Origin of the sequence: Microbulbifer sp. MI-G, from assembly GCF_030440425.1 — a bacterium.
GTDB lineage: Bacteria > Pseudomonadota > Gammaproteobacteria > Pseudomonadales > Cellvibrionaceae > Microbulbifer > Microbulbifer spongiae.
Genome location: NZ_CP098023.1, coordinates 4,363,891 through 4,385,809 on the forward strand (window position 1 = coordinate 4,363,891; position 21,919 = coordinate 4,385,809).

General features: G+C 56.0%; 23 protein-coding genes. 13 read left to right on the top strand and 10 right to left on the bottom strand.

What is annotated here, in order from left to right:
* Nucleotides 1-57: 57 nt before the first annotated feature.
* From slmA to coaBC, 4 genes are all read right to left on the bottom strand, one after another.
* Nucleotides 58-666 (bottom strand): nucleoid occlusion factor SlmA, encoded by a 609-nt coding sequence (gene slmA, locus M8T91_RS18160; RefSeq protein ID WP_301415630.1) that lies wholly within the window; start codon nucleotides 664-666, stop codon nucleotides 58-60.
* Between the two features lie 110 nt (nucleotides 667-776).
* The gene (gene argB / locus M8T91_RS18165) at nucleotides 777-1,694 is read right to left on the bottom strand and encodes an acetylglutamate kinase (protein WP_301415631.1); all 918 of its coding nucleotides are present in this window, start codon (nucleotides 1,692-1,694) and stop codon (nucleotides 777-779) included.
* A gap of 160 nt (nucleotides 1,695-1,854) precedes the next feature.
* Complete coding sequence (locus M8T91_RS18170) at nucleotides 1,855-4,242, bottom strand: phosphomannomutase/phosphoglucomutase (RefSeq protein WP_301415632.1); 2,388 nt, start codon at nucleotides 4,240-4,242, stop codon at nucleotides 1,855-1,857.
* 20 nt (nucleotides 4,243-4,262) lie between these two features.
* A complete protein-coding gene (gene coaBC / locus M8T91_RS18175) occupies nucleotides 4,263-5,474 on the bottom strand; it encodes a bifunctional phosphopantothenoylcysteine decarboxylase/phosphopantothenate--cysteine ligase CoaBC (protein WP_301415633.1) in 1,212 nt (403 codons plus the stop codon).
* 140 nt (nucleotides 5,475-5,614) lie between these two features.
* Between coaBC and radC the strand changes: the two genes are divergently transcribed.
* The 7 genes from radC to M8T91_RS18210 all read left to right on the top strand — a co-directional run bounded on the left by radC (nucleotide 5,615) and on the right by M8T91_RS18210 (nucleotide 10,534).
* Nucleotides 5,615-6,289, top strand: coding sequence for a RadC family protein (radC, locus tag M8T91_RS18180; RefSeq protein WP_301415634.1), 675 nt, complete (start codon nucleotides 5,615-5,617; stop codon nucleotides 6,287-6,289).
* Between the two features lie 213 nt (nucleotides 6,290-6,502).
* Entirely contained in the window at nucleotides 6,503-6,739 is a 237-nt protein-coding gene (gene rpmB, locus M8T91_RS18185; protein WP_226644147.1) for a 50S ribosomal protein L28, read from the top strand.
* A gap of 36 nt (nucleotides 6,740-6,775) precedes the next feature.
* Entirely contained in the window at nucleotides 6,776-6,931 is a 156-nt protein-coding gene (rpmG, locus tag M8T91_RS18190; RefSeq protein WP_020413983.1) for a 50S ribosomal protein L33, read from the top strand.
* Between the two features lie 99 nt (nucleotides 6,932-7,030).
* A complete protein-coding gene (gene mutM, locus M8T91_RS18195) occupies nucleotides 7,031-7,846 on the top strand; it encodes a bifunctional DNA-formamidopyrimidine glycosylase/DNA-(apurinic or apyrimidinic site) lyase (RefSeq protein WP_301415635.1) in 816 nt (271 codons plus the stop codon).
* 81 nt (nucleotides 7,847-7,927) lie between these two features.
* The gene (locus tag M8T91_RS18200) at nucleotides 7,928-8,080 is read left to right on the top strand and encodes a DUF5993 family protein (protein WP_301419151.1); all 153 of its coding nucleotides are present in this window, start codon (nucleotides 7,928-7,930) and stop codon (nucleotides 8,078-8,080) included.
* 13 nt (nucleotides 8,081-8,093) lie between these two features.
* Nucleotides 8,094-8,645 (top strand): disulfide bond formation protein B, encoded by a 552-nt coding sequence (locus tag M8T91_RS18205; RefSeq protein WP_301415636.1) that lies wholly within the window; start codon nucleotides 8,094-8,096, stop codon nucleotides 8,643-8,645.
* A 230-nt stretch (nucleotides 8,646-8,875) separates the two neighbouring features.
* Nucleotides 8,876-10,534 (top strand): amidohydrolase, encoded by a 1,659-nt coding sequence (locus tag M8T91_RS18210; RefSeq protein ID WP_301415637.1) that lies wholly within the window; start codon nucleotides 8,876-8,878, stop codon nucleotides 10,532-10,534.
* Here the strand turns inward: M8T91_RS18210 and ggt are convergent.
* From ggt to rsmD, 3 genes are all read right to left on the bottom strand, one after another.
* Complete coding sequence (ggt, locus tag M8T91_RS18215) at nucleotides 10,531-12,249, bottom strand: gamma-glutamyltransferase (protein WP_301415638.1); 1,719 nt, start codon at nucleotides 12,247-12,249, stop codon at nucleotides 10,531-10,533. The genes M8T91_RS18210 and ggt overlap by 4 nt on opposite strands.
* A gap of 63 nt (nucleotides 12,250-12,312) precedes the next feature.
* A complete protein-coding gene (gene coaD / locus M8T91_RS18220) occupies nucleotides 12,313-12,789 on the bottom strand; it encodes a pantetheine-phosphate adenylyltransferase (RefSeq protein WP_301415639.1) in 477 nt (158 codons plus the stop codon).
* Between the two features lie 98 nt (nucleotides 12,790-12,887).
* A complete protein-coding gene (gene rsmD, locus M8T91_RS18225) occupies nucleotides 12,888-13,493 on the bottom strand; it encodes a 16S rRNA (guanine(966)-N(2))-methyltransferase RsmD (RefSeq protein ID WP_371877039.1) in 606 nt (201 codons plus the stop codon).
* Between the two features lie 310 nt (nucleotides 13,494-13,803).
* Here rsmD and ftsY point away from each other — a divergent pair, with 310 nt between their 5' ends.
* The 6 genes from ftsY to trmB all read left to right on the top strand — a co-directional run bounded on the left by ftsY (nucleotide 13,804) and on the right by trmB (nucleotide 18,978).
* Complete coding sequence (ftsY, locus tag M8T91_RS18230) at nucleotides 13,804-14,847, top strand: signal recognition particle-docking protein FtsY (protein ID WP_436970336.1); 1,044 nt, start codon at nucleotides 13,804-13,806, stop codon at nucleotides 14,845-14,847.
* 30 nt (nucleotides 14,848-14,877) lie between these two features.
* On the top strand, nucleotides 14,878-15,564 hold the full coding sequence (ftsE, locus tag M8T91_RS18235; RefSeq protein ID WP_301415641.1) for a cell division ATP-binding protein FtsE: 687 nt from the start codon (nucleotides 14,878-14,880) through the stop codon (nucleotides 15,562-15,564).
* Entirely contained in the window at nucleotides 15,545-16,570 is a 1,026-nt protein-coding gene (ftsX, locus tag M8T91_RS18240; protein ID WP_301415642.1) for a permease-like cell division protein FtsX, read from the top strand. Before ftsE ends, ftsX begins: the two co-directional genes overlap by 20 nt.
* Before the next feature lie 223 nt (nucleotides 16,571-16,793).
* On the top strand, nucleotides 16,794-17,648 hold the full coding sequence (gene rpoH / locus M8T91_RS18245; protein ID WP_301415643.1) for an RNA polymerase sigma factor RpoH: 855 nt from the start codon (nucleotides 16,794-16,796) through the stop codon (nucleotides 17,646-17,648).
* Between the two features lie 111 nt (nucleotides 17,649-17,759).
* Complete coding sequence (locus M8T91_RS18250) at nucleotides 17,760-18,137, top strand: DUF423 domain-containing protein (RefSeq protein ID WP_301415644.1); 378 nt, start codon at nucleotides 17,760-17,762, stop codon at nucleotides 18,135-18,137.
* 82 nt (nucleotides 18,138-18,219) lie between these two features.
* Nucleotides 18,220-18,978 (top strand): tRNA (guanosine(46)-N7)-methyltransferase TrmB, encoded by a 759-nt coding sequence (gene trmB, locus M8T91_RS18255; RefSeq protein ID WP_301415645.1) that lies wholly within the window; start codon nucleotides 18,220-18,222, stop codon nucleotides 18,976-18,978.
* A 323-nt stretch (nucleotides 18,979-19,301) separates the two neighbouring features.
* Here the strand turns inward: trmB and M8T91_RS18260 are convergent, their stop codons facing one another.
* The 3 genes from M8T91_RS18260 to M8T91_RS18270 form a co-directional block, all read right to left on the bottom strand.
* Nucleotides 19,302-19,709 carry a DUF5329 family protein gene (locus M8T91_RS18260; protein WP_301415646.1) on the bottom strand — a complete coding sequence of 136 codons (408 nt, stop codon included), beginning with the start codon at nucleotides 19,707-19,709 and terminating at the stop codon, nucleotides 19,302-19,304.
* A gap of 146 nt (nucleotides 19,710-19,855) precedes the next feature.
* On the bottom strand, nucleotides 19,856-20,818 hold the full coding sequence (locus M8T91_RS18265; protein WP_301415647.1) for an SDR family NAD(P)-dependent oxidoreductase: 963 nt from the start codon (nucleotides 20,816-20,818) through the stop codon (nucleotides 19,856-19,858).
* 16 nt (nucleotides 20,819-20,834) lie between these two features.
* Nucleotides 20,835-21,890, bottom strand: coding sequence for an MBL fold metallo-hydrolase (locus tag M8T91_RS18270; protein ID WP_301415648.1), 1,056 nt, complete (start codon nucleotides 21,888-21,890; stop codon nucleotides 20,835-20,837).
* Nucleotides 21,891-21,919 lie beyond the last annotated feature (29 nt).

Here is a 21,919-nt window from a genome sequence, read left to right on the forward strand (position 1 = left end):
TTTGCCCGCGGCCTGTTTGGTTGCAGAGTGACTCATCGAGAGTTTGCCTGTGCCCCGCTACCTGACCGGGACCACGGCTTCACGAAAGAATCCCGAGGTCAGAACCGGCCACTGTTCCTCCCAATACTCGGTGGGTTTGCGTTTAAAGCCGCTGCGCACATACTGCACGATACGTCCCTCGGCACTGGCCAGCAGCAGGTTCGCCGCGCCGCCCAGGGGCAGCACTGGGCGCAGGTACTCGCGCAGTTCCGCCTCTCGCAGGATCTGCCGAATCTGTGTTTCCAGGCGGTCGAATAACTGTAGAATACGCCCGTGCAGCCGCTCGGTCTCACCCGTTAGGGCATCGCCAGTGAGCAGTCGGGTAATGCCCGGATTGCGTTCACAGAAGGCCAGAAGAAGGTGCAGAATTTTCTGGCAGCGGTTCAGGGCCGAGGGCTCCTCCCGCAGAATCAGCGCGACGCGACTAAAAATCGCCTCTTCGATGAATTCAATAAGGCCCTCAAACATTTTCGATTTGCTAGGGAAGTGGCGATAGAGTGCCGCTTCGGAGAAACCGACCTCCCTGGCCAGGGCTGCAGTTGTGATACGTGCACCGGGACTGGCTTCCAGCATATGAGCCAGGGCTTCCAGAATTTGTTGCCGCCGAGTAATTTTTTCACTGCTCATTGATTGCCTTTTGTCCGCTTGAGGGTGGACGGTGATCTTGTTTTTATCGCTGTAGCGTTGCGGTGGCGGAATCCTACCGATTCGTTGGGCTGTGTTCAATTGCCAAGGCGTTATCTGCACTCAGTTTGCGTGTGGCTGTTGGTGATCAATGTGCCTACGCCGCTATCTGTGAAAATTTCCAGCAATACTGCATTTGGGATGCGCCCATCGATAATGTGGGCTGAGTTTACCCCGGCTTTGATGGCATCCAGGGCGCAGGCAATCTTGGGAAGCATACCGCCGTAAATAGTGCCATCGTCAATCAGGCTCTGCACCTGTGGACTGGCCAGGCCGGTGAGGACTTTTCCCTGTTTGTCTTTCAAGCCCGCCACGTTGGTGAGCAGCATCAATTTCTCGGCTTTTAGACACTCGGCAATTTTACCGGCCACCAGATCTGCGTTTATGTTATATGAGATGCCATTTCTGTCCACACCAATCGGGGCTATGACCGGAATGAAATCACCGTTGATAAGCATGTTGATGACATCGATGTTGACCTTTTTCACCTCCCCGACCTGACCGATATCGATAATCTCAGAGGCGTGCAGGCCGGCGTTTTCATTTTTTCTGGTCAACTTGCGGGCCTCTAACAGGAGGCCGTCTTTACCGGTTACACCCATGGCGCGGCCGCCATTATGGTTAATCAGGTTGACAATTTGTTTGTTGACGGTACCGCCCAAAACCATCTCCACCACATTCATGGTCTCACTGTCAGTGACTCGCATTCCATCCACAAAGCGGGATTCAATATTCAGTTTGTGCAGCAGTTGGCCAATTTGCGGACCGCCACCGTGTACCACCACCGGGTTAATACCCACCAATTTCATTAAGATAATGTTGCGAGCGAAACTATTTTGCAGTTCCCAATCCACCATGGCGTTGCCGCCGAATTTCACCACGATGGTTTTGTTGGTAAATCGCTGGATATAGGGCAGCGCTTCATTTAAAACCTGGGCAACACGCAGAGCGGACTTCTTATCGAGGGACATGACCATTCCTTTCTGATGAAGCAGGCCCGGGTGGGTGTTGCCATCGGGCCTGCCGGGGGTACCGGGCAGATAACCGGGGTATATGTTGGTGAAAGCGCTGACCAGGGGTCAGCAGCGCATCTGCATCTGCCGCAATGAATGTGCAATCAAGCCGAACGCGCTAATCCACAAGCTGCCAGTTGGGCACTGTGATCGCAGGCGCGATCCTCCTCAGCTGGTCCATCACTTCCGTGCGAATACGCTCCAGGGCTTGGGCATTTTCCGCTTCAAAACGCAGTGTCAGCGCACTGGTGGTGTTGGAGGCGCGCACCAATCCCCAACCATCGGGAAACTCGATACGCAGACCGTCAATGGTATTGATATCTGCCTTGGCAAAGTCTCCCCGTTCGCGCAGTTGATCGATAAGGGAGAACTTCTCCCGCTCCTCTACTGGCAGCAAAATTTCCGGGGTGCTCTCCATTCTTGGCAGTGAATCCAAAAGCTCATCAAGTGTCTGTTCGCGCAGGGCCATAATCTCCAGTATGCGCGCGGCCGCATACATACCGTCGTCAAATCCAAACCAGCGATCCCTGATGAAAATATGTCCCGACAGTTCGCCGCCCAGAATGGCTTTGGTTTCCAGCATTTTGGTTTTCATTGGTGCGTGGCCGGTTTTCCACATCACCGGGCGGCCGCCATACTGGCTGACCAGTTGCGCAAGGCTGCGGCTGCTTTTTACATCGAAAACGATAGGCTCCCCGGGGTGGCGACCGAGAATATCCCGCGCCAACAGCATTACCAACTGATCTGCCCAGGCGATGCGCCCACTGCGTGAGACCAGGGTAACCCTATCGCCATCACCATCGAGCGCGACACCGAGATCAGCACCGCACTCTGCCACCCTGTCGATCAGGGCCTGCAGATTTTCCGGCCGGGAAGGGTCCGGCGGATGATTGGGAAAATTTCCATCCACTTCACAAAAAATAGGGGTCACGGCACAGCCCAGTTGCTCAAACAGTCGCGGCGCCAGAACGGAAGCAGCACCGTTACCGGCATCCACAACCAGATGTGGCTGCCCTGCAAGGGCGACATTATTCAGAATCTCGTCAATGTATTTGTCTTTGATTTCCTGTGCACGATTACTGCCCTCACCCTGCTTGAAAGGACCTTTCTGTATCAGTTGATACAGCCCCTGTAGTTTTTCCTCGGCCAGTGGGCGCCCTTTCAGGACGATTTTAAATCCATTGTCCTCTGCGGGATTGTGACTCGCAGTTACTATAACGCCACTGTTGGTATTTTTTCCCTTTGCGCAGGCGTAATAAAGTAGGGGCGAGGGTATTAGCCCCAGGTTAATACTGTTGCAACCACTGTCGAGAATACCTTCCATCAGGCAGTTGCCCAGCAGTTCACTGCTATTGCGGCCGTCGCGTCCGACCAGCAGAATAGATTCGCCAGCGTGTTGTGCCAGGGTTCCCAGAGCGCGCCCCAGTTGGTAGGCGAAAGGCTCATTGATTTCCTCGCCGGCAATACCGCGAATATCGTAGGCACGAAACACATGTTGTGGACAGTTGATGCCCGGGTTCAGCCCGGAACGGTCCATCGCCACTGCAGGTTGTTTGCCAGCTGTGTTGTTTTCCCCATCTTGCCGGGAGACATCTGCAACAATACTCGGTGCTGAAGCGAGGCCCTGGGGCATCGCACTCTCCTCCTGTAAGACATCCTCAGCCGACACGGAAGTTCCCGATCCACCTTTTGTACCATTGTCCCTGCGCTCCCAGGGCGCTTTGGTCCCCTTGGGGAGGAACGCCACCAGTAATACCAGAGAAATCAGTGTGCCTGCGCCGGCACCGAGATAAATCCAGAGTGCCGGCAGACTGTGCCGATGTGTGAAGCTGTCTGAGGGGCTAAACTGAACACGCAGATAGCTGTCCTGAAGATTGACCCTAGTGGCATGCCCCACTCCCTGACCACTGCGCCACAGTATCTGTGCCGGTGCATCGGGAAATTTCTGAATCAGCTGGATTTGCCCCTGGCTCCTGTCGAGTTTGTTCAGGGCATTTTCCAGGATGGCGAAAGGCTGGGAGATCAGTAGCTGCGCTCCCTGCAGATTCAGCACATTGTGCAGCTGCCAGCTGTTATCCTTGCCGGTGCGCAGTATTTCCAAGGGTGGCAGCGATTCGGTTTGGCCGCGTTTGAGCAGGTCCACCAGGGCGAAATTAAGGGTTGGATTTGCACCTGCACCCACTTGAATCTGTTGCTCAGTAAAAACCTGTACAGAAGACCCCTCGGGTAGTTGCGCAGTTTTCAGCTGTGTGAAAGCCGGTATTTCTGCAGCGCGGACTGCTTGCAGGCGTCGAGAGCGCTCGCTCAATTGTTGCTGAACTATCTGGGCAAACGTTTCTCCCTGTTGTTGTGCCTCCTGCCTTACCTGGTTCTGGTTGTAGGGATCCACAACGTATTCCATCAGTAAATAGGCACCGCCAAGCCAGGTGGCAGCGGCCAGTAGTGATGGCAAGAGCAGTCCCTTGTGCAGGCGCACACGTCGATGGTCTTTGTTGTTGGAAACCACGAATTTTCCTGTTGTAACGGTTACTGATGTTGTGCTTTGGCCGCGATGATTTCTATTAATTGTTTGGCCAAACTGGTCTTTAACGTCAGAGGCAAACTTTGACAGCCATCGCGGTCTATGACTGTGACCGCGTTTTGATCGCTGTCAAAACCGCCGTCTGCACGGCTAACATCATTGGCAATAATCATATCGAGGTTTTTGCGCTGCAGCTTGCTTTGCGCATACTGTGTCACCCGCTGGGTTTCCGCAGCGAAACCCACGGTGAAGGGGCGCCGTGTGGTGCGCGCTGCGATGCCCGCGATGATATCGGGATTTTTTACCAGGGCTATCGAGCTCTCGTCGTGACAGTCCTGCTTTTTAAGTTTTTGCCCGGCTGCGGTTGCCGGGCGAAAATCCGCTACTGCAGCAGCGCCGATAAAAATATCGCAGAGATCGGCCGCGCGCTCGGCGGCATCGCGCATTTCCCGGGCATCGACAACATCGATGCGCTTTACCTGTGCCGGGGTACTGAGACTCACAGGTCCCGAGATCAGTGTCACCTGTGCGCCGGCCCGCCGGGCCGCCGCGGCGAGGGCAAAACCCATTTTACCGGAACTGTGATTGCTGAGGTAGCGGACCGGGTCCAGAGCTTCACGGGTGGGACCTGAGGTGACCACCACTTTTTTTCCGTTCAGGCAGTCGCTGCTGGTGTACAGGCACTCTGCCTGTTGTGCCAGTTCCTCCGGCTCCAGCATACGCCCGGGTCCCACATCGCCGCAGGCCTGGCTGCCGCCCGCCGGGCCCCAGAACAGCACACCACGCTTGCGCAGGGTTTGCGCATTGGCCACAGTGGCGGGGTGGCGCCACATGGCCTGGTTCATGGCGGGCGCCAGCGCAAGCGGCGACTCGCTGGCCAGACACAGGGTGGTGAGCAAGTCATCCGCCATGCCACAGGCAAGCTTGGCCATGACCTGGGCGCTGGCGGGGGCGATGAGGGTCAGTTCGGCCCATCTGGCCAATTCTATATGCCCCATGGCCGCCTCCGCTGCCGGATCCAGCAGATCGGTGTGCACCGGATTGCCGGACAGGGCCTGATAGGTCAGCGGTTGCACAAATTCACGGGCTCCGGCACTCATGACCACCCTCACCGCAGCACCGCGCTCCCTGAGGCGGCGCACCAGGTCGGCACTCTTGTAGGCGGCGATACCGCCGCTGATACCCAGGACTATGTGTTTGTCGGCCAGGGAGGACATAGGTGCAGTTCCCGAATTGCTACAAGGAGGTAAGATTAGCATTGATGCCTCTGTTCATATAAGACAGGATTCAGGCATTCACTGAAATGCGGCTAGTGGCGGGGAATGAGGCGCTGTGGTGGAAAGGTCGGGGGGCAAAGGTGAAAATCAAGGATTGGCCCAAGGCTGAGAGGCCGAGGGAAAAGCTGTTGGCGCGAGGTGCCGGGGCACTATCGGATGCGGAGCTACTGGCCATTTTTCTGCGCGTGGGATTGCCGGGGGTTTCAGCGGTGGATATGGCACGCAGGCTGCTGGGTGAATTTGGCGGCTTGCGTGCGCTGCTGGAGGTGGACCGGGACCGGTTCTGCCGCGCACGGGGACTGGGCAATGCCAAGTTTGCCCAGTTGCAGGCGGCGCTGGAAATGGCGCGGCGGCACCTGGCAGAGACCGTCCAGCTGGGCAGTGCCCTGGGTAGCCCTGCGGCATTGCGGGATTATCTGGCCATGCAGCTGCGCCATCGCCGCCGCGAGGTTTTCTGCTGTCTCTATCTGAATAACCGACGCCGGGTCATTGCCTTCGAAGAGCTGTTTGAAGGGACGCTCAACGCCGCGAATGTGTATCCCCGCGAGGTGGTACAGGCCGCACTCTACCGGGATGCTGCAGCGGTAATTTTGGCGCACAATCATCCGTCCGGTTCCTGTGAGCCCAGCCAGGCGGATATCTGGATTACCGAGCGCCTGGTTCAGGCACTGCAGCTGTTCGATATCCCGGTGCTCGACCATATGATTATCGGCGAGGGCGAGGCGCTGTCCTTTGCCGAACAGGGGCTGCTGTAGAGCGTGGCTGCCAAGCGGTATTGACAGGCTGTACAAAACTTGCCCCCTCCGGGCTCTTTTGGTATAAAACGCCGCTCTTTGCGGCCGGGCCGGATTCTGAATAGGTTCCGCCGCCATCCAGGAACCGGATTAGAATCCCGATTTGTAGATTCCCTCAGCGCCTTCCTCTTCAGGGGGGATCTGTGGGTACAAGCGTATTGAAGAGGCCAACAGATGTCTAAGGTATGTCAGGTAACCGGTAAACGACCGGTCACCGGAAACAATGTATCCCACGCCAAGAATCGCACCAAGCGCCGCTTTGTGCCAAACCTGCACAGCCATCGTTTCTGGGTGGAATCCGAGAAGCGCTTCGTGAAACTGCGTGTATCTGCAAAGGGCATGCGTGTTATCGACAAGAAAGGGATCGACGCTGTTCTGACGGAGCTGCGTACCCGCGGCGAGAAAGTGTAACGGCTGTAGCCCAACAAACCGATTGGAGAGAGAGCAATGCGCGAGAAGATCCGCCTGAATTCCAGCGCCGGTACCGGCCACTTTTATACGACTACCAAGAACAAACGCAACATGCCTGAGAAAATGGAGATCAAAAAGTACGATCCCGTTGTACGCAAGCATGTTATGTACAAGGAAGGCAAAATCAAGTGACTGCCACTTGCTTAGCCTGTAAAAAGCCCGGCGAGCCACCGGGTTTTTTTGTATCTGCGGATTCGATGCGGCGGCCCTGAGGGTCCGCAAAATCAGACAATGCCAGAACTGCCGGAAGTAGAAACCACGCGTTTGGGTCTGCAGTCCCACCTGGAGGGCCGCCGGATACGCTCTGCCAAGGTGCGCCAGCCCCACCTGCGCTGGCCGGTGGAGCCAGATTTAGTACGCCATATCCGCGGTGCCCGGATACATCGCCTGACACGTCGCGCCAAGTATCTCCTGGTGTACACCGATACGGGCTGTGCCATCTGGCACCTGGGGATGTCCGGCAGCCTGCGTATGGTGGAGGCCGGCACTGAGCCTGAAAAACACGACCATATCGACTGGGGGCTCGACAGTGGCTGGTTACTGCGCTACCGGGACCCGCGCCGCTTTGGTGCGCTGCTGTGGACTTCCGGCGACCCCCTCACCCACAAACTGCTCAGAAACCTGGGTCCGGAGCCCCTCTCTGGCAAATTTAACGAGGACTATCTGTTCTCGGTCTCCCGCAAGCGCCGGCAGCCGGTGAAAACACTCATTATGGATGGGCATATTGTTGTGGGTGTCGGCAATATCTACGCCAGTGAATCCCTGTTTCTTGCCGGTATCCGCCCGGACCGGGAGGCGGGTTCTATCTCCAAGGCCCGCTATGGGCGCCTCGTGGAGGCGATCAAGCAGGTGTTGCAGCGGGCAATCACCCGGGGAGGAACTACCCTGAGGGACTTCATCGGGGGGGATGGAAAACCGGGTTACTTCGCCCAGGAACTCAATGTCTATGGCCGTGCGGGGGCGCCCTGCCCAACCTGCACCCGCCCCCTGAGCGACAGGGTTTTGGGGCAGCGCAACACTTTTTTCTGCACCCGTTGCCAGCGCTGACTGGCCAGCCCCTGCGCAGACAGCCGGGATCGGCAATACTACTATCAACAGGAGTGCCGGCTGCGGAGATAGCCCGTGGTAATGATGTTGCCTTTCCTCACGGTTCTGATAGCCATCTGGTTTCTATGGAAAGGCCGCCGGTGTGCGGTGATCGGCTGGTGGCTGGCGACCTTGCTGATTTATATCGCCTGGTGTGCTTATCACATGACCGAGGTATTGGGCCTCTCCTTCTAGGAGCGGTGGTGGTATGGCGTGTACAGTGCGAAGACTCGATACCCTGACCCTGCTGGCCGTCACCATCGCGTTGTGGTTTGCCATTGCCGTGGAGGTATTCCTGCACCAACTGCCCTGCCCCCTGTGCCTGCTGCAGCGTGTCGCATTTACTATGGTGGGTATCGGCCTGTTATTAAACTTGCGCTTCGGTGTGTGCCCCATGCACTACGGAGTGGTCATACTATCGAGCCTCGCCGGACTGGCTGTGGCTGCGCGTCAAGTACTGCTGCATATCCTGCCGGGTAATCCTGGCTTTGGCAGTCCTTTTCTCGGCCTGCACTTGTATACCTGGGCTGCTATTGCTTTCTTTGCCCTGTTGGCCTACAGCGGGACTGCTCTGATGCTGGCCTTTGCCCGGCAAAACGGTACCCCGCGCCGGTTCAGTTTCCCAGAGAAATGTGTCGCGACGGCGTTTTTCGCCATTGCTCTGATCAACCTGATCAGTACTGTTCTTGAGTGTGGCCCGGGCCCCTGCACCAGTCACTCCTTTGGTTATCACTGGTTCAGGCCCTGGCTCGGTGAATGAGCCCGGTAATCTAATCGGCTGTCGGGTTAACCGCCAGGTGCTTTCCCTTCCTATAATTTTTCTGTTGATGGTTGAAGTGTAAGTGGTGGGAAAATTGCTGTTTAACTATCAATGAGTGAGTTGATTTTTTATATCGAAAAAATCTGTACAGAATGTATTGCTGTGCTATCGATAGAAATCTCAAGTTCATACCGGTAAAGATTCTTCTCACCTGGGAAAGGGGAGATAACATGATACGTCTGGCCTGGGTTTTAGCGGGTTTTCTTTTGCTCTCCTGTGAGCGGGCAGACTCAGTGGGGGTATCAATATCTGCCCCAGCCGACCTGGTGATCAAAAATGCGCATATTTACACTGTGGACAGGGAGCGTTCCATCGCTTCGGCGATGGCTGTCCGGGGTGGACGCATTATCTACATTGGCAGTGGCCGGAAAGTAGAAAACCATATCGGACCACAAACGAAAATCGAAGACCTGCATGGAGGGTTTATTTTACCGGGATTCATACAGGGTATAACTATTCGGGGAGCAATCTCCGGTATCAATCTTTTCTCTGGAAACTCTATAGAGGATTATCGTCGTTCCGTGGAAAGATTCATCGCGGAAAATCCGAATCAACAGGTGATTGTTGGCATGGGTTGGCGTCCGCAGGTTTTTTCCTCACGCAGGCCCCATAAAGAGATGCTGGACCAGATCAACGACCTGATTCCGATCATCCTGTTTTCTGCCGATAGTGCCAGCATTTGGACAAATTCTGAGGGGCTGGCGGCTGCAGGTATCGATAACGATACAGAGAATCCCGAAGGTGGTTTGATTGTGAAGGATGAAGATGGCATGGCTGTCGGCTTACTGCAAGGGCGTGGTGCAACTGCACTTTTGCAGAAGTTGATACCGGAAGGCCACACCACAGACTATCGAGAAGCTATTTTGCGGGTCCAGAAACTGGTGCCAAGTCAGGGAGTGACAACGGTTTATGAAGTCGGGATACCCCCAAGGAGCGATAGGGAACAATTAGCGGATATGGACACCTTATCCGGGCTCAGTCCTTTGGATCTGCGACTAAGGACCGCATTTACCGTTTCTTCGGAAATTACCGAGGCACAGCTAAAGGAGTTGCAAGGGCTTGCAAAACACTATGCCAGTGAAGATTTCCAGATAGGCTCGGTGCGTGTTTCTGCACTGGAGCATCAGACAACTTCCACCGGCATGCACGCGGCTGTAAAGCCGGTAGAGATTGATAACATGACCCGATTGCTTCAGCGGGCAAACAGGCAAAGTTTCCCGGTACAACTGTATGCGGGAGATCGGGCCAGCACCGAGCGGGCCCTGTCGGTCCTGCTGCAGTTAGGGGCGATCGCGGAGTACCGAAATCAGCGCAACAGCATTCTGGGTGCCTCAATCACCAGTGTCGGGGAATTACAGCGGTTTGCACAGGACAACATTGTGGCGGTATTGCACCCTGGGCAGATTCCGTCAAAGCCTGTTCGCCCCGACAGGTCCGGGGCCGGGCGTTTTTTCCCCGAGGGGGTGACCCTGGTATCCGGCTATGCCTGGTTACCGGGCGGGCCGGACACGCCACTGGCCGGTATACAATCCGGCGTTCGGCGCAGAATTCCACTAGCAGCGATGATAGAAACCTTTACCATTAACGGCGCCTTTGCCAACGGCTTAGAAGCAGAAACCGGCAGCCTGGAGAAGGGCAAATGGGCGGACTTTATTGTGTTGGACCGCAATCTCTTCCGTATTCCTGTGCAGGAAATCCACAGGGCCCGTGTCCTGCGCACCTATTACAAGGGAAAGCTGGTCCACGACAGTGGCAGCGCCCACCACCCGCTTTTCCCGGCAGATAAAAATTGCCAGGAGGGCTCTCAAAGGACAACCAGAGGGTGTTAGTGCCCTTGGGCGCTGCCCTCCCGGCGGGGGTCAGCACCGCCATAGAGCTTGTTGTCTTTTAGCGCGATCGCGTGAAGGCCGCTGTTGAGGTTGCGCTCCACAACCCGGTGTCCACGCGCCTGCAGTTTCTCGACGGTATCCTCGCTGAAGAACCCCGGCTCCAGTTCCACACGCCGGCCGATAGCCGCGATGTTACCGGCGGCAATAGCGTCAGCGATGGGCATGTTCAGTCCCAGGTGATAGAGAATAGTGCGCGCAGTGTAGTCGATAATGCGGGAACCACCGGGCGAACCCACTAACAGGCGCATGCTGCCATCGGGGTTGAATACGATCGTAGGGGACATGGAAGAACGCGGCCGCTTGCGCGCCTGGATGCGGTTGGCCACCGACAGCCCGTCTGTATTTTTTGGGGTGAAGGAGAAGTCGGTCAACTGGTTATTCAGCAGGAACCCCTTCACAAACAGACGCGATCCAAACCCGGTTTCGATACTGGTGGTCATACTGACCCCGTCGCCGTAACGGTCGACAATAACCAGATGGCTGGTATTGGGCAGTTCCGGCGATTGCGACCTACCGCGCTTTGAGGGTTGGCCGGTGGGATTGCCGGGCTTGGCCACGGTGGCACTGTCCGGATCGATCAGCGCTGCGCGCCTTTTCAGGTAGTGGGTGGAGACCAACAGTGTACTGGGTACACTGACAAAATCGGGATCGGCGGCATAGGTGTTGCGGTCGGCAAATGCCAGCTCCGATGCCTCGACAAACAGGTGGGTAAGCTGATCGCCGCCGGCTTCCAGGTCTTGCAGTGGAAACGCCTGCAATACACCCAGGATACCGCCCATGGTGGCGCCGCCCGAGGAGGGTGCATCGGCACTGCAGACGCGGTACTGGAGAAATGGGAAGCACAGTGGCTGTCGTTCTTTTGCATGATATTTTGCCATATCCTCCAGGCTGAGCAGGCCCGGATTGATGGGGTCGTCCTGTACCGCCTGTACAATTGCCTCGGCGATCTCGCCCCGGTAAAAGGCATCGGCACCGCCCTTGGCGATGGTCCGCAGTGTTTGCGCGTACTCCGGATTTTTCAGCCGGTACCCTACCGGCAGTGGCTCGCCGTCACTATTGAAGAAGTAGTGGGTGATGGCGGGCCTGGCGGCCACCCTGGGTAATTTCAATAATAATTGGTGCAATCGCGGGGAAACCTCAAATCCGGATTCGGCCAACTGGATCGCCGGCTGGAACAGGGACGCCCAGGGCAATTTGCCGTCGTGCCGATGTGCCAGAGCCAGCATGCTGATCACGCCGGGCACACCCACGGAATAACCGCCGATCACTGCCTGCATAAAAGAGCGCGGTTTGCCATCGTGCATGAAATAGTGTTCGTTGACTGCTGCCGGTGCTGTCTCCCGCCCGTCGTAGTAGCGGAGTTTTTTCTGTTCGGCGTTGTAGCTGAGCATAAAGGCGCCGCCGCCGATGCCCGATGACTGCGGTTCCACCAGTCCCAATACCATCTGTGCGGCGATGGCTGCATCTACGGCGGTACCACCGCGCGCAAGGATCTGTTCAGCGGCGCGACTGGCGTAGGGGTTGGCGGTAACGGCCATATAGGTTCCGGCAGTAGCGGATTTGATGGCGCTGCGACCGGTATCAATTTCCGGTTGCGGCTCGTCGGCAATGGCCGAATTCAGAACAACGGCGAAGGCGAAGAGAAGGTGGCGCACGAGACACTCCGCGGACTGTGGAAAAACCCGCATGAGTGTATCAGAAATTCCCCTGAGTCCGGGTTAGCGGAATTTCTCCTCAAGCGCAGTCTGAACTGTTGGCGGAACAAATTTGGCCACATCCCCACCCAGAGAGGCAATTTCCCGGACCAGGGACGAGGAAATGTAGGATAAATGCTCTGCCGGGGTCAGAAACAGGCTTTCCATATTGGGCGCCAGCTGGCGGTTCATATTGGCCAGCTGGAACTCGTACTCGAAATCGGAAACGGCGCGCAGACCGCGCAATACACCGTAGGCATTGACCTGATGTACCAGATCGGCGAGCAGGATATCGAAACCGATCACTTCCACATTGGGCAGATGACCGAGTACCTGCTGAGAGAGTTCGACGCGCTCATCCAGGGTAAAAAGCGGATTCTTGCGACTGCTGGCGGCCACAGCGACGATGACCTGGTCAAACAGGCGGCAGGCCCGTTCAACGAGGTCCAAATGGCCGTTGGTAATGGGATCGAAAGTCCCGGGATAGACGACTTTTTTCATAGACCAAGGCTTAATACAGGCCGGACAGGGTGCGAATGGTAAACAATTTACGGCTAAGGCTCAAAAAGGAATACGCCTGGCGGGTGCGCCCCGCCCCTCTAGGGACCGGCAGAACAGGATGGCGCGCAGTGATATAGGCGCATACACACTTGCCCGGTGGCTTTCTCCCTGCCCAGTTGCCAGTGTGGTGGAATCGGGAGCGCGGTATTGCGTGGTGTCTCCACATAGACCAGCGCTTCTTGCGCGAGGTGGTTTTCCAGCGCATTGAAACTCTCCTGCCAGAGATTCCCGGCAAATGGTGGGTCGACAAAGACGATATCGTACTTTTTACTGGTGCCTGCCAGGAAATCGTGCGCACTGCAGTTATACACCTGGGCACCGAAAGCCCCTACTAATTGCAGTTGTTCTTTCAGGGTGCGCACTGCTTGTGTGTTCAACTCGACAAAGTCCACCGAGGTGGCGCCGCGGGACAGTGCCTCCAGCCCCAGGGCACCCGAGCCCGCGAACAGGTCCAGGCAGTGCGTGCCGGGCAGGTAACATTGCAACCAATTAAACAGGGTTTCGCGCAGCCGGTCGCCGGTGGGCCTCAGCCCCGCCACCGCAGCGAACTGCAACTTGCGCCCGCGCCACCGTCCACCGATGATGCGCAGCTGCGAGCGGGGTGGCGGGGCTGAACGGTGCGATGAATTTCTGGCCAAGGTCACTCTCTGCTGGGGGCTTAGCGATGCTAAGATTAGCGTCTTTCTGCAAGCGGTACATCCGGGTATAAGAATGATCTTTGATTTCCTGCGCAAAAAGAAAAAGGGCACACCCGAACAAGGCGAGCCCCGGGAGGGACATGCAGAGGCCATCGCTGTGCCCGAAGAGACATTGCCCGAGAAGCAACCGTCGGCAATAAAAGCCTCCCCTGCGTCCGGGAAAGCGCGCACCACAACCGGGCAGGAGGCCTGCGAGGAGGAGCGGAACAGGGCAACGGAGGAACCGGTTCCGGCGGAACCCCCGCCGTCTGTTGCCGTGGAGCCGGAAAGCGCCGCTTCCGCAGCCGCCACAGATACCTGCCCGTCTCCCGCACCGGAGCCCCGATCCAGTCCCACAGCCTCCCTGCAGGAAAAACCGGCTCCAATAGAAAAAGAGGGATTTTTTGCGCGTATTCGCCGGGGCCTCAGCCGCACCAGCAGCCAGTTTGCCGAAGGTATGGGCAACCTGTTTCTCGGCGCCAAGGAAATCGATGAAGATCTGCTGGAGGAGCTGGAAACCCAATTGCTGATGGCAGATGTGGGCGTCGAGGCCACCAGTGAGATTGTCGCGCGTCTTACCGAGCGGGTCTCCCGCCGCGAACTGGCCAATGGCGATGCACTCTACAAAGCACTGCAGCAGGAACTGTCCGAATTACTCGACAGCGTTGAAGCCCCCCTTGTGATAGATACCGGCAAAAAGCCCTATGTGATTCTGGTGGTCGGCGTCAACGGTGTTGGCAAAACCACCACGATAGGCAAGCTGGCACATCGCTTTCTCAACGAGGGCAGATCCGTCATGCTCGCCGCCGGCGACACCTTTCGCGCCGCTGCGGTGGAGCAGCTGCAAGCCTGGGGGCAGCGCCACCATGTGCCAGTGATTGCCCAGCACACCGGTGCAGACAGCGCCTCTGTTATATTCGATGCTGTGCAATCGGCTCAGGCCCGCGGTGTCGATGTGGTGATTGCAGATACCGCGGGGCGTCTGCACACTAAATCCAATCTTATGGAGGAACTGGCCAAGGTGCGTCGGGTGATGGGCAAGCTGGACCCCAGTGCTCCCCACGAGGTCCTGCTGGTGCTGGATGCCGGCACCGGCCAGAACGCCATCAACCAGGCCACCCAGTTCCGCCAGGCAGCGGGCGTTACCGGCCTGGTACTGACAAAACTGGACGGCACCGCCAAGGGCGGGGTGATCTTTGCCCTGGCGCGGCACTTCGGCATTCCCGTGCGCTTTATTGGGGTGGGCGAGCAGGCGGAAGACCTGCAGCCCTTCCGTGCCCGTGAATTTGTCTCGGCACTTTTTAGTGGCGATGCGGCTTGATTACCCGCCCCTGCAGGGAGTAGCAAAACCGTGATCACCTTTGACCATGTGAACAAGCGCTATGCATCGGGGCAGGATGCCCTGGCGCGGGTGAGCCTGGAAATCCCCCGCGGCGATATGGTATTTCTCACCGGGCATTCCGGTGCCGGTAAAAGTACCCTGCTCAGACTGCTCACCGCCATTGAGCGCCCCACCAAGGGTACAATTCTGGTGGCCGGGCAAAACCTCAACCGCCTGCGCAATCACCAAATCCCCTATTATCGACGAAATCTGGGGATTGTGTTCCAGAACCACCAATTGCTGTCCGATCGCAGCGTCTTCGACAATATCGCCCTGCCCCTGGCCGTCACCGGTTGTAACAGGCGCGAGGTGGGCCGCCGGGTGCGCGCCGCACTGGATAAAGTGGGGCTGCTGCACAAGGAAAAGCAGAACCCCATGGTACTCTCCGGGGGAGAGCAGCAGCGCGTGGGTATTGCCCGTGCTGTGGTAAATAAGCCGGCAATCCTGGTGGCGGACGAGCCCACCGGTAATCTGGACTCACAGCTCTCGCGGGAAATCATGCAGTTGTTTGCTGATTTCAATGCTGTGGGCGTCACTGTGCTGGTGGCCAGCCATGATCTGGAACTGGTCGCACAGATGTGCCAGCGGGTGCTGACTCTGCAGGAGGGCCAGTTGATTTACGACGGGGTTCCAAACCGTGAAGTACTCCCAACCTAGGGCGGCGCAGATACAGCGCCGCAACAAAGCCGCCACTGAAAAGCGCACACGCGGCTCTGGAGCCGTGGTTGCGCGCACCGGATTTGGCGACCTGTGGCGCAGCTGGCTCTGCCACCACCGCGAGATGGCGGTGGAATCCCTGCGCCGCTTCTTTGCCACACCCATGGCCAGCACTTTGACAGCTCTGGTGATTGCTATCGCCCTGGCACTGCCCGCTGCCTTGCAGCTGGGCTTGCTGAACTTTCAGCGTGCAGTGGCCGGCTGGGATGGACAGCCGCAAATCTCGGTGTTTCTGCACAAAGGGGCAAAAGAGGAGGCAGTGCGGTCTTATGCCGAAAAACTGCGCGAAAGCCCGGCCGTTGCCGAGGTAACTTATATCTCCCCGGAGGCGGCTTTAGCCGAGTTCGAGCGGGGCTCGGGGTTTGGTGAGGTGCTGGCAGGTCTCGACGCCAACCCGCTGCCGGCGGTGCTGCTGCTGCGTCCGCGAGATATACAGAATAGCGATAAGCTGCGGGCGCTGGTGGAAACCCTGAGCGCGCAGGCACTGACCGATTCCGTGGTGCTGGACCTGGCCTGGGTGCAACGCCTCACCCAACTGACCCAACTGGGGCAGCGTCTCTCTGCGGGGCTCGCAGTACTGTTGTCACTGGGGGTGATGCTGATCGTGATCAATACCATTCGCCTGCATATCGAGAACCGCCGCGAGGAGATACGGGTGGTGAAGCTGGTGGGCGGTACCAACGCCTTCGTGCGTCGCCCTTTCCTTTACAGCGGTCTCTGCTATGGTCTGGCCGGTGGCCTGCTGGCCTGGCTGTTGCTCCTCACCGGCGTGCTGCTGCTGTCGGGGCCGGTTGCCGGGCTGGCCTCCAGTTACGACAGCATCTACACCCTGGCCGGCCCCGGTCTCAGTTACCTCCTGGGGCTGACTGCCGGTGCCGCCCTGTTGGGATTGCTGGGTGCCTGGCTGGCAGCCAGCCGGCATATCCGAGCGATAGAACCGTGCTGACTTTTTGGTCAGATCAAGAAGCGTAAAGCCGCTCCGGCGCAGGGAACCTGTGGCGCCAGCCGCTTCTCTAATGATCCACAATACATCCGCATACGACGTGTGGCGGCGGGCTTTCTCATCCACCGGTGCAAATGCTACACTGGGCCCTGCTTGCCAGCGGATACCGTATCCGGCGGCAGCGGCCGGTAGGACCGGCCGACGAATAATGAGAGGAGAAATCTGAATGGCAACCAGCCTACAGCCAGTGCATACGCTGTCTCCGGGCGCCAACCTGGGGGCTTATATCCAGACGGTCAGTGGCTTTGACGTCCTGTCCGCAGAAGAGGAAAAGCGCCTGGCAGAAGACCTTTACTATCGGGAAAATCTCGATGCAGCGCGCCAGCTGGTGATGTCACACCTGCGTTTTGTCGTGCATATCGCCAAATCCTATTCCGGCTATGGCCTCAACCAGGCCGACCTGGTGCAGGAGGGCAATGTCGGACTGATGAAGGCCGTGAAGCGCTTTAACCCGGAAAAAGGGGTGCGCCTGGTGTCCTTTGCAGTCCACTGGATCAAGGCCGAAATCCATGAATTTATCCTGCGCAACTGGCGCATCGTAAAGATCGCTACCACCAAAGCGCAGCGCAAATTATTCTTCAACCTGCGCGGTCAGAAGAAGCGACTGGCCTGGCTCAGCAATGACGAAGCCAAAGCCGTGGCCAAGGACTTGAATGTGGACGTTGCCCAGGTGCATGAAATGGAAGGGCGCCTGGCCGCACACGATGCCGCCTTTGACGCCGGTGTCGATGACGACGATGACACTGCCTGGCAGGCGCCGGCGCACTATCTGGAGGACCGCAGTTTCGATCCGGCGGCCCAACTGGAGCGCGACAACTGGCAGGCCACCAACCTCACCAGCCTGAACAGTGCCATGGCGCGGCTGGATGAGCGCAGCCGCGATATTCTCCAGGCGCGCTGGCTGAGCGAGGAAAAGTCCACTCTGCACGATTTGGCAGAGAAGTACGGTGTTTCCGCCGAGCGTATCCGCCAACTGGAAAAGAACGCTATGAAAAAAGTGCGCACAGCAATGGAGGCCTGACCCCACGCATTGACTGTTGGATGGAAAACCGCGCTGTAGCGCGGTTTTTTTGTTCGCGCAATTATCCCTCTCCCCAGCCTTTGGGGGAGGGCAATCGTGAGGAGACAGGTGATGGCCAAACTGTACCTTTTGCTCGCTGCCCTGTTTGGTGCCAGTGGCGTTGCACTTGGCGCATTTGCGGCGCACGGGCTGCGCGACAAGGTAGCGGAAAGCCTACTGGAGGCCTTTAAGACCGGGGTGCAGTACCAGATGGTCCACACCCTGGCCCTGTTCGGCGTTGCACTGCTGATACAGAGCCGGGGCGAGCGCTTGTCGCTGTCACTGAGTGGCGCGCTTTTTGTCGCTGGCATGGTGTTTTTTTCCGGCAGTCTGTATGCGCTCACCCTTGGCGGACCGCGCTGGCTGGGGCCGGTAACCCCGCTTGGGGGCGTGCTGATGATTGCCGGCTGGATAGCACTTTTTGTCGCTGCCGTTAACTTTTCCAGATAGTTCCCGGCGGCTGCCCGCACTGTAAGCTGCCGATGGCCCGCCCCGGTCAGTGAATATCGTTTTGCATCAGAGGTTGTGAATCATGCAAGAGGCATTCGCGGAAGTGTTTCCTTACCGCACTGAGTACAAAAAAAAGTCCATTCGCAGCTATGTGATGCGTGCAGGGCGTATTACAGAGGGGCAGCGCCGGGCTTTTGATACTTACTGGAGTCAGTATGGGCTGTCCCTGTTCGATGGACCACTCAATGTCCGTGCGGTTTTTGGCCGCGAGGCCCCGCTGGTTCTGGAGATCGGCTTTGGTATGGGAGATTCCCTGCTGGCGATGGCGCAGGCGGAGCCGGAAAAGGATTTTATCGGCATTGAAGTACACCCGCCCGGCGTTGGAAGGTTGATCAACAACGCCGGCAAGACCGGGGTAAAGAATCTGCGCGTGTATATGGCCGATGCCCTGGACGTTTTAAACGATTGTATCCGCAATGGCAGCCTGGACCGGTTCCAATTGTATTTTCCCGACCCCTGGCACAAGAAAAAGCACCACAAGCGCCGTATTGTGCAGCCCGAATTTGTGCAGCTGATCTGCAGCAAACTCAAGACCGGTGGCCAACTGCATATGGCCACAGACTGGCAGAGTTACGCCGAGCATATGCAGGCGGTACTGCAGGCGGCGCACCCGTTAACAAACACCGCCGCCGGTGGGGGCCCTGTGGAGCGCCCTGCGTGGCGCCCGCAAACCAAGTTTGAGCGCCGCGGCCAGCGCCTTGGGCACGGGGTCTGGGACCTGCTCTACCGGCGCCTGCCCGATGCCACTCCTGCCCAGAGAAAGCCCTCCGAGCATGACTGAGTCACTTTTTTATTTTATCAATCAAGGAACAACTGCCGAATAAAAAATGTATGCAACTGATGGATCTGGCTGATTTAAAGCCGGCCAAGCAATTGATGCGCCTTTGGAACAAGATAAAAGTACATTAGCGGAACCAAAATTGCGGTCATAATCAGTGATTTTACCCCAATCGATAATTGTAAATTCAATACCTGTATAGCCAACGATAATGGTGTCATCTTTTAATACGCGAGCTACTGTCGCTGGTTGTTATTAGTATAAATCCCGCAATGCCAATTCCACTGGAAACTTATAATAGCTTAAATTAGAATTTTCTTCTATTACTAATCAGTTTCATCGCTACGATATTTCTGAAGTGCGATCAGAAGCCAGTCAGACGAAAGCTGCTTATTTTTTTGACTATCGCAGTATGTATAATAGGGCCTCCCAGATAAAGCGCTTTTTGATGCAGCCAGCTCAATAAATTGTTCTGCACTATTTATGTCATCTCTGAAGTAATTGTATTTCCTCTGTATATGTTTCACAGCCTCATCTGCTGTATGTGGCTTGCCATTTCGAATAAATGTACAATTCGAATTTAAAACGAAACCTATTAAGTATTCTATTTCTTTTTTTGCCGTCTCAGTAGACAAACAAACAGGTACCATTGAGAGAAAACCCAATAAGACAAGAAATTTCTTATGGTTGATCCGCGATTTTGAGCCCCTGTTAACAAACCAATCCAACTTCATTACACCACTCCCAGCAAACACAGTCTATTAAAACCCCTGTTCAAGAAAGGTGCACTAGATAGCGGATGTCTATTGGATTAATGCTTTCAGCAAGGATGCAATCAACCAACAAACTATCCTTTAATACAAGCTATTTTTCCGGTGGATCAAGTTGTTGGCAATCCGACCATTTTGCCACTTTCCTGCCAAAGCTTGTCCCGGGCTTTATCATCGCTTGCCAGTTCAGAGGGATCGGGATAAGTGAGATCACCACGTACCAGTGATGCGTAGACCTGCCCTTCTGGTGGTGTCACATATCCCAGTGTCAGATCAGCAAGTGCTTCCCCCGCGCGCTCCGGTGAGCCCGGATACATCATCGGAATAAAATTGCTTCCCAGACGGAGAAATGCATGCAGGAGAGCGCTGTTCATCAGGAGGCGTTGCCATTTTGCGGAATGGCGTGATAATGAAGTTCCAACGGTTAAGCCCGGATTGTAAGCAATAATCTGGCATTCTTTTTCTTTGACAAGATCCTGGATAACCAGTGAACGTGCTGTCAACAGATTACAGAGCTTTGACGCGGCGTAGGCTCTCATCCCGGAGCCATCCGCCCTGGAGCTTGACCACAAGCCAATATCCAGGGGTTTTGGTGCCTGGGCGTGAACATCGCTGGTTGTGATAATTAACCTTCCCCGGTGCGACATTTTTGGCAAGAGCAGTCGGGCCAACAAATAGTGCGCCAAATGATTAACGGCAAAGGTTACTTCAAATCCATCCTTGGTTGCCTGCGTCGTGTTGCTGAAGGCCGTACCCGCATTCAGTACAAGCGCATCGATGGATTCACTTTCGAGGGTTTCCCGAACCATGCCAGCAAATGCCCACACACTTTCCAGAGAAGAAAGATCGAGTGGCAGCGATTCACCGAATTCAGGCGAAGCCCCTCTGGTGCCCACAATTATCCGGCAGTTTGACGAGGCGATCCTCCTCAAAGCATTGGCGCCAATTCCGGCTGTTGCTCCGGTCATCACCACTACACGCAGGCGACCTTTATTTTCGCTATCTTTCTGTGACATATCTCTGTCTCCCAGGTTAGTTGCAGGTATGCCGTGTTTGCTGCTGTTGATGCTCATGTCCGGCTCTCTCCTGTTATTCCAGCCCTGTCTTCCTGACAAATGACTCAGACGTTAATTCAAAAGGCTGCCCAACCTCTAGAGTAATAAATTCTGATGGTTTGATATTCGCTTTCTTTTTGGCCTCTTCGAGAAACTTGATCGGCTCGTTGATAGCTTCGGCGGTGAGCTGGAATGTTCCGTAGTGCATGCCAATAGATATGCCGGCCTGGAGATCAAGATGAGCTTGCACAGCATCAGAAGGATCCATATGGACCTCCTGGAAGAATTCCCTGGGGGCATAGGCACCAATCGGTAAAAAAGCAATATCGACGGGGCCAAAGCGTTCAAATGTGCGTTTATAGTGATCGGCGTAACCACTGTCGCCACCAAAATAAATTTTTTGCCCATCGATTTCCAGCAGGAATCCGCCCCACAATGTTGAATTTCGATCTGTTAACCAACGGCCGGAGAAGTGTTGTACATCGAGAAACCAGAGCTGGAAATTGTCTGCAACTCTGGATGATTCCCACCAGTCAAGCTCAATGATTTGCTCTGATCCTGACAGCCGTGCACCCACCCCAAGCCCCATGTATAATTTGGGATTATCTCGCTCAGCCAGCGCTTGAATGGAATTGAGATCCAAATGATCATAATGATCATGGCTGATGACGATAACATCGATTGGTGGCAAGTTTTCGATCGCTATACCCGGGCGATGGACGCGTTTCGGACCTACGAATGAGAATGGACTCGTACGTTCTGAAAACACCGGGTCTGTAAGAATATTAAACTCCCCAGTTTGAATTAAAAACGTCGCATGGTTGATAAAGGTGATGCGGGTATTGGAATCAGAAACCCTCTTGATTGGTGACGTGTCAGTATGGATATCAATCCACTCCGGCCAAACTGCAGGTTCCACATCAGACTCAAGTGCGGCCTTGAACATTTCCCAGAATGAAAGAAAGTTGACGGGATTCGTGTTCTTAAAAACCTCATTTTCGAAGTTGGGGGAGATATGCCTTTTGTCCATATAAGAACTGGCACAAGCTGCGAGAATGACGACAATAAAAATGGCAGTTAAATATTTCAAATCATTAGCACCTAACAAGTATCGGAAGT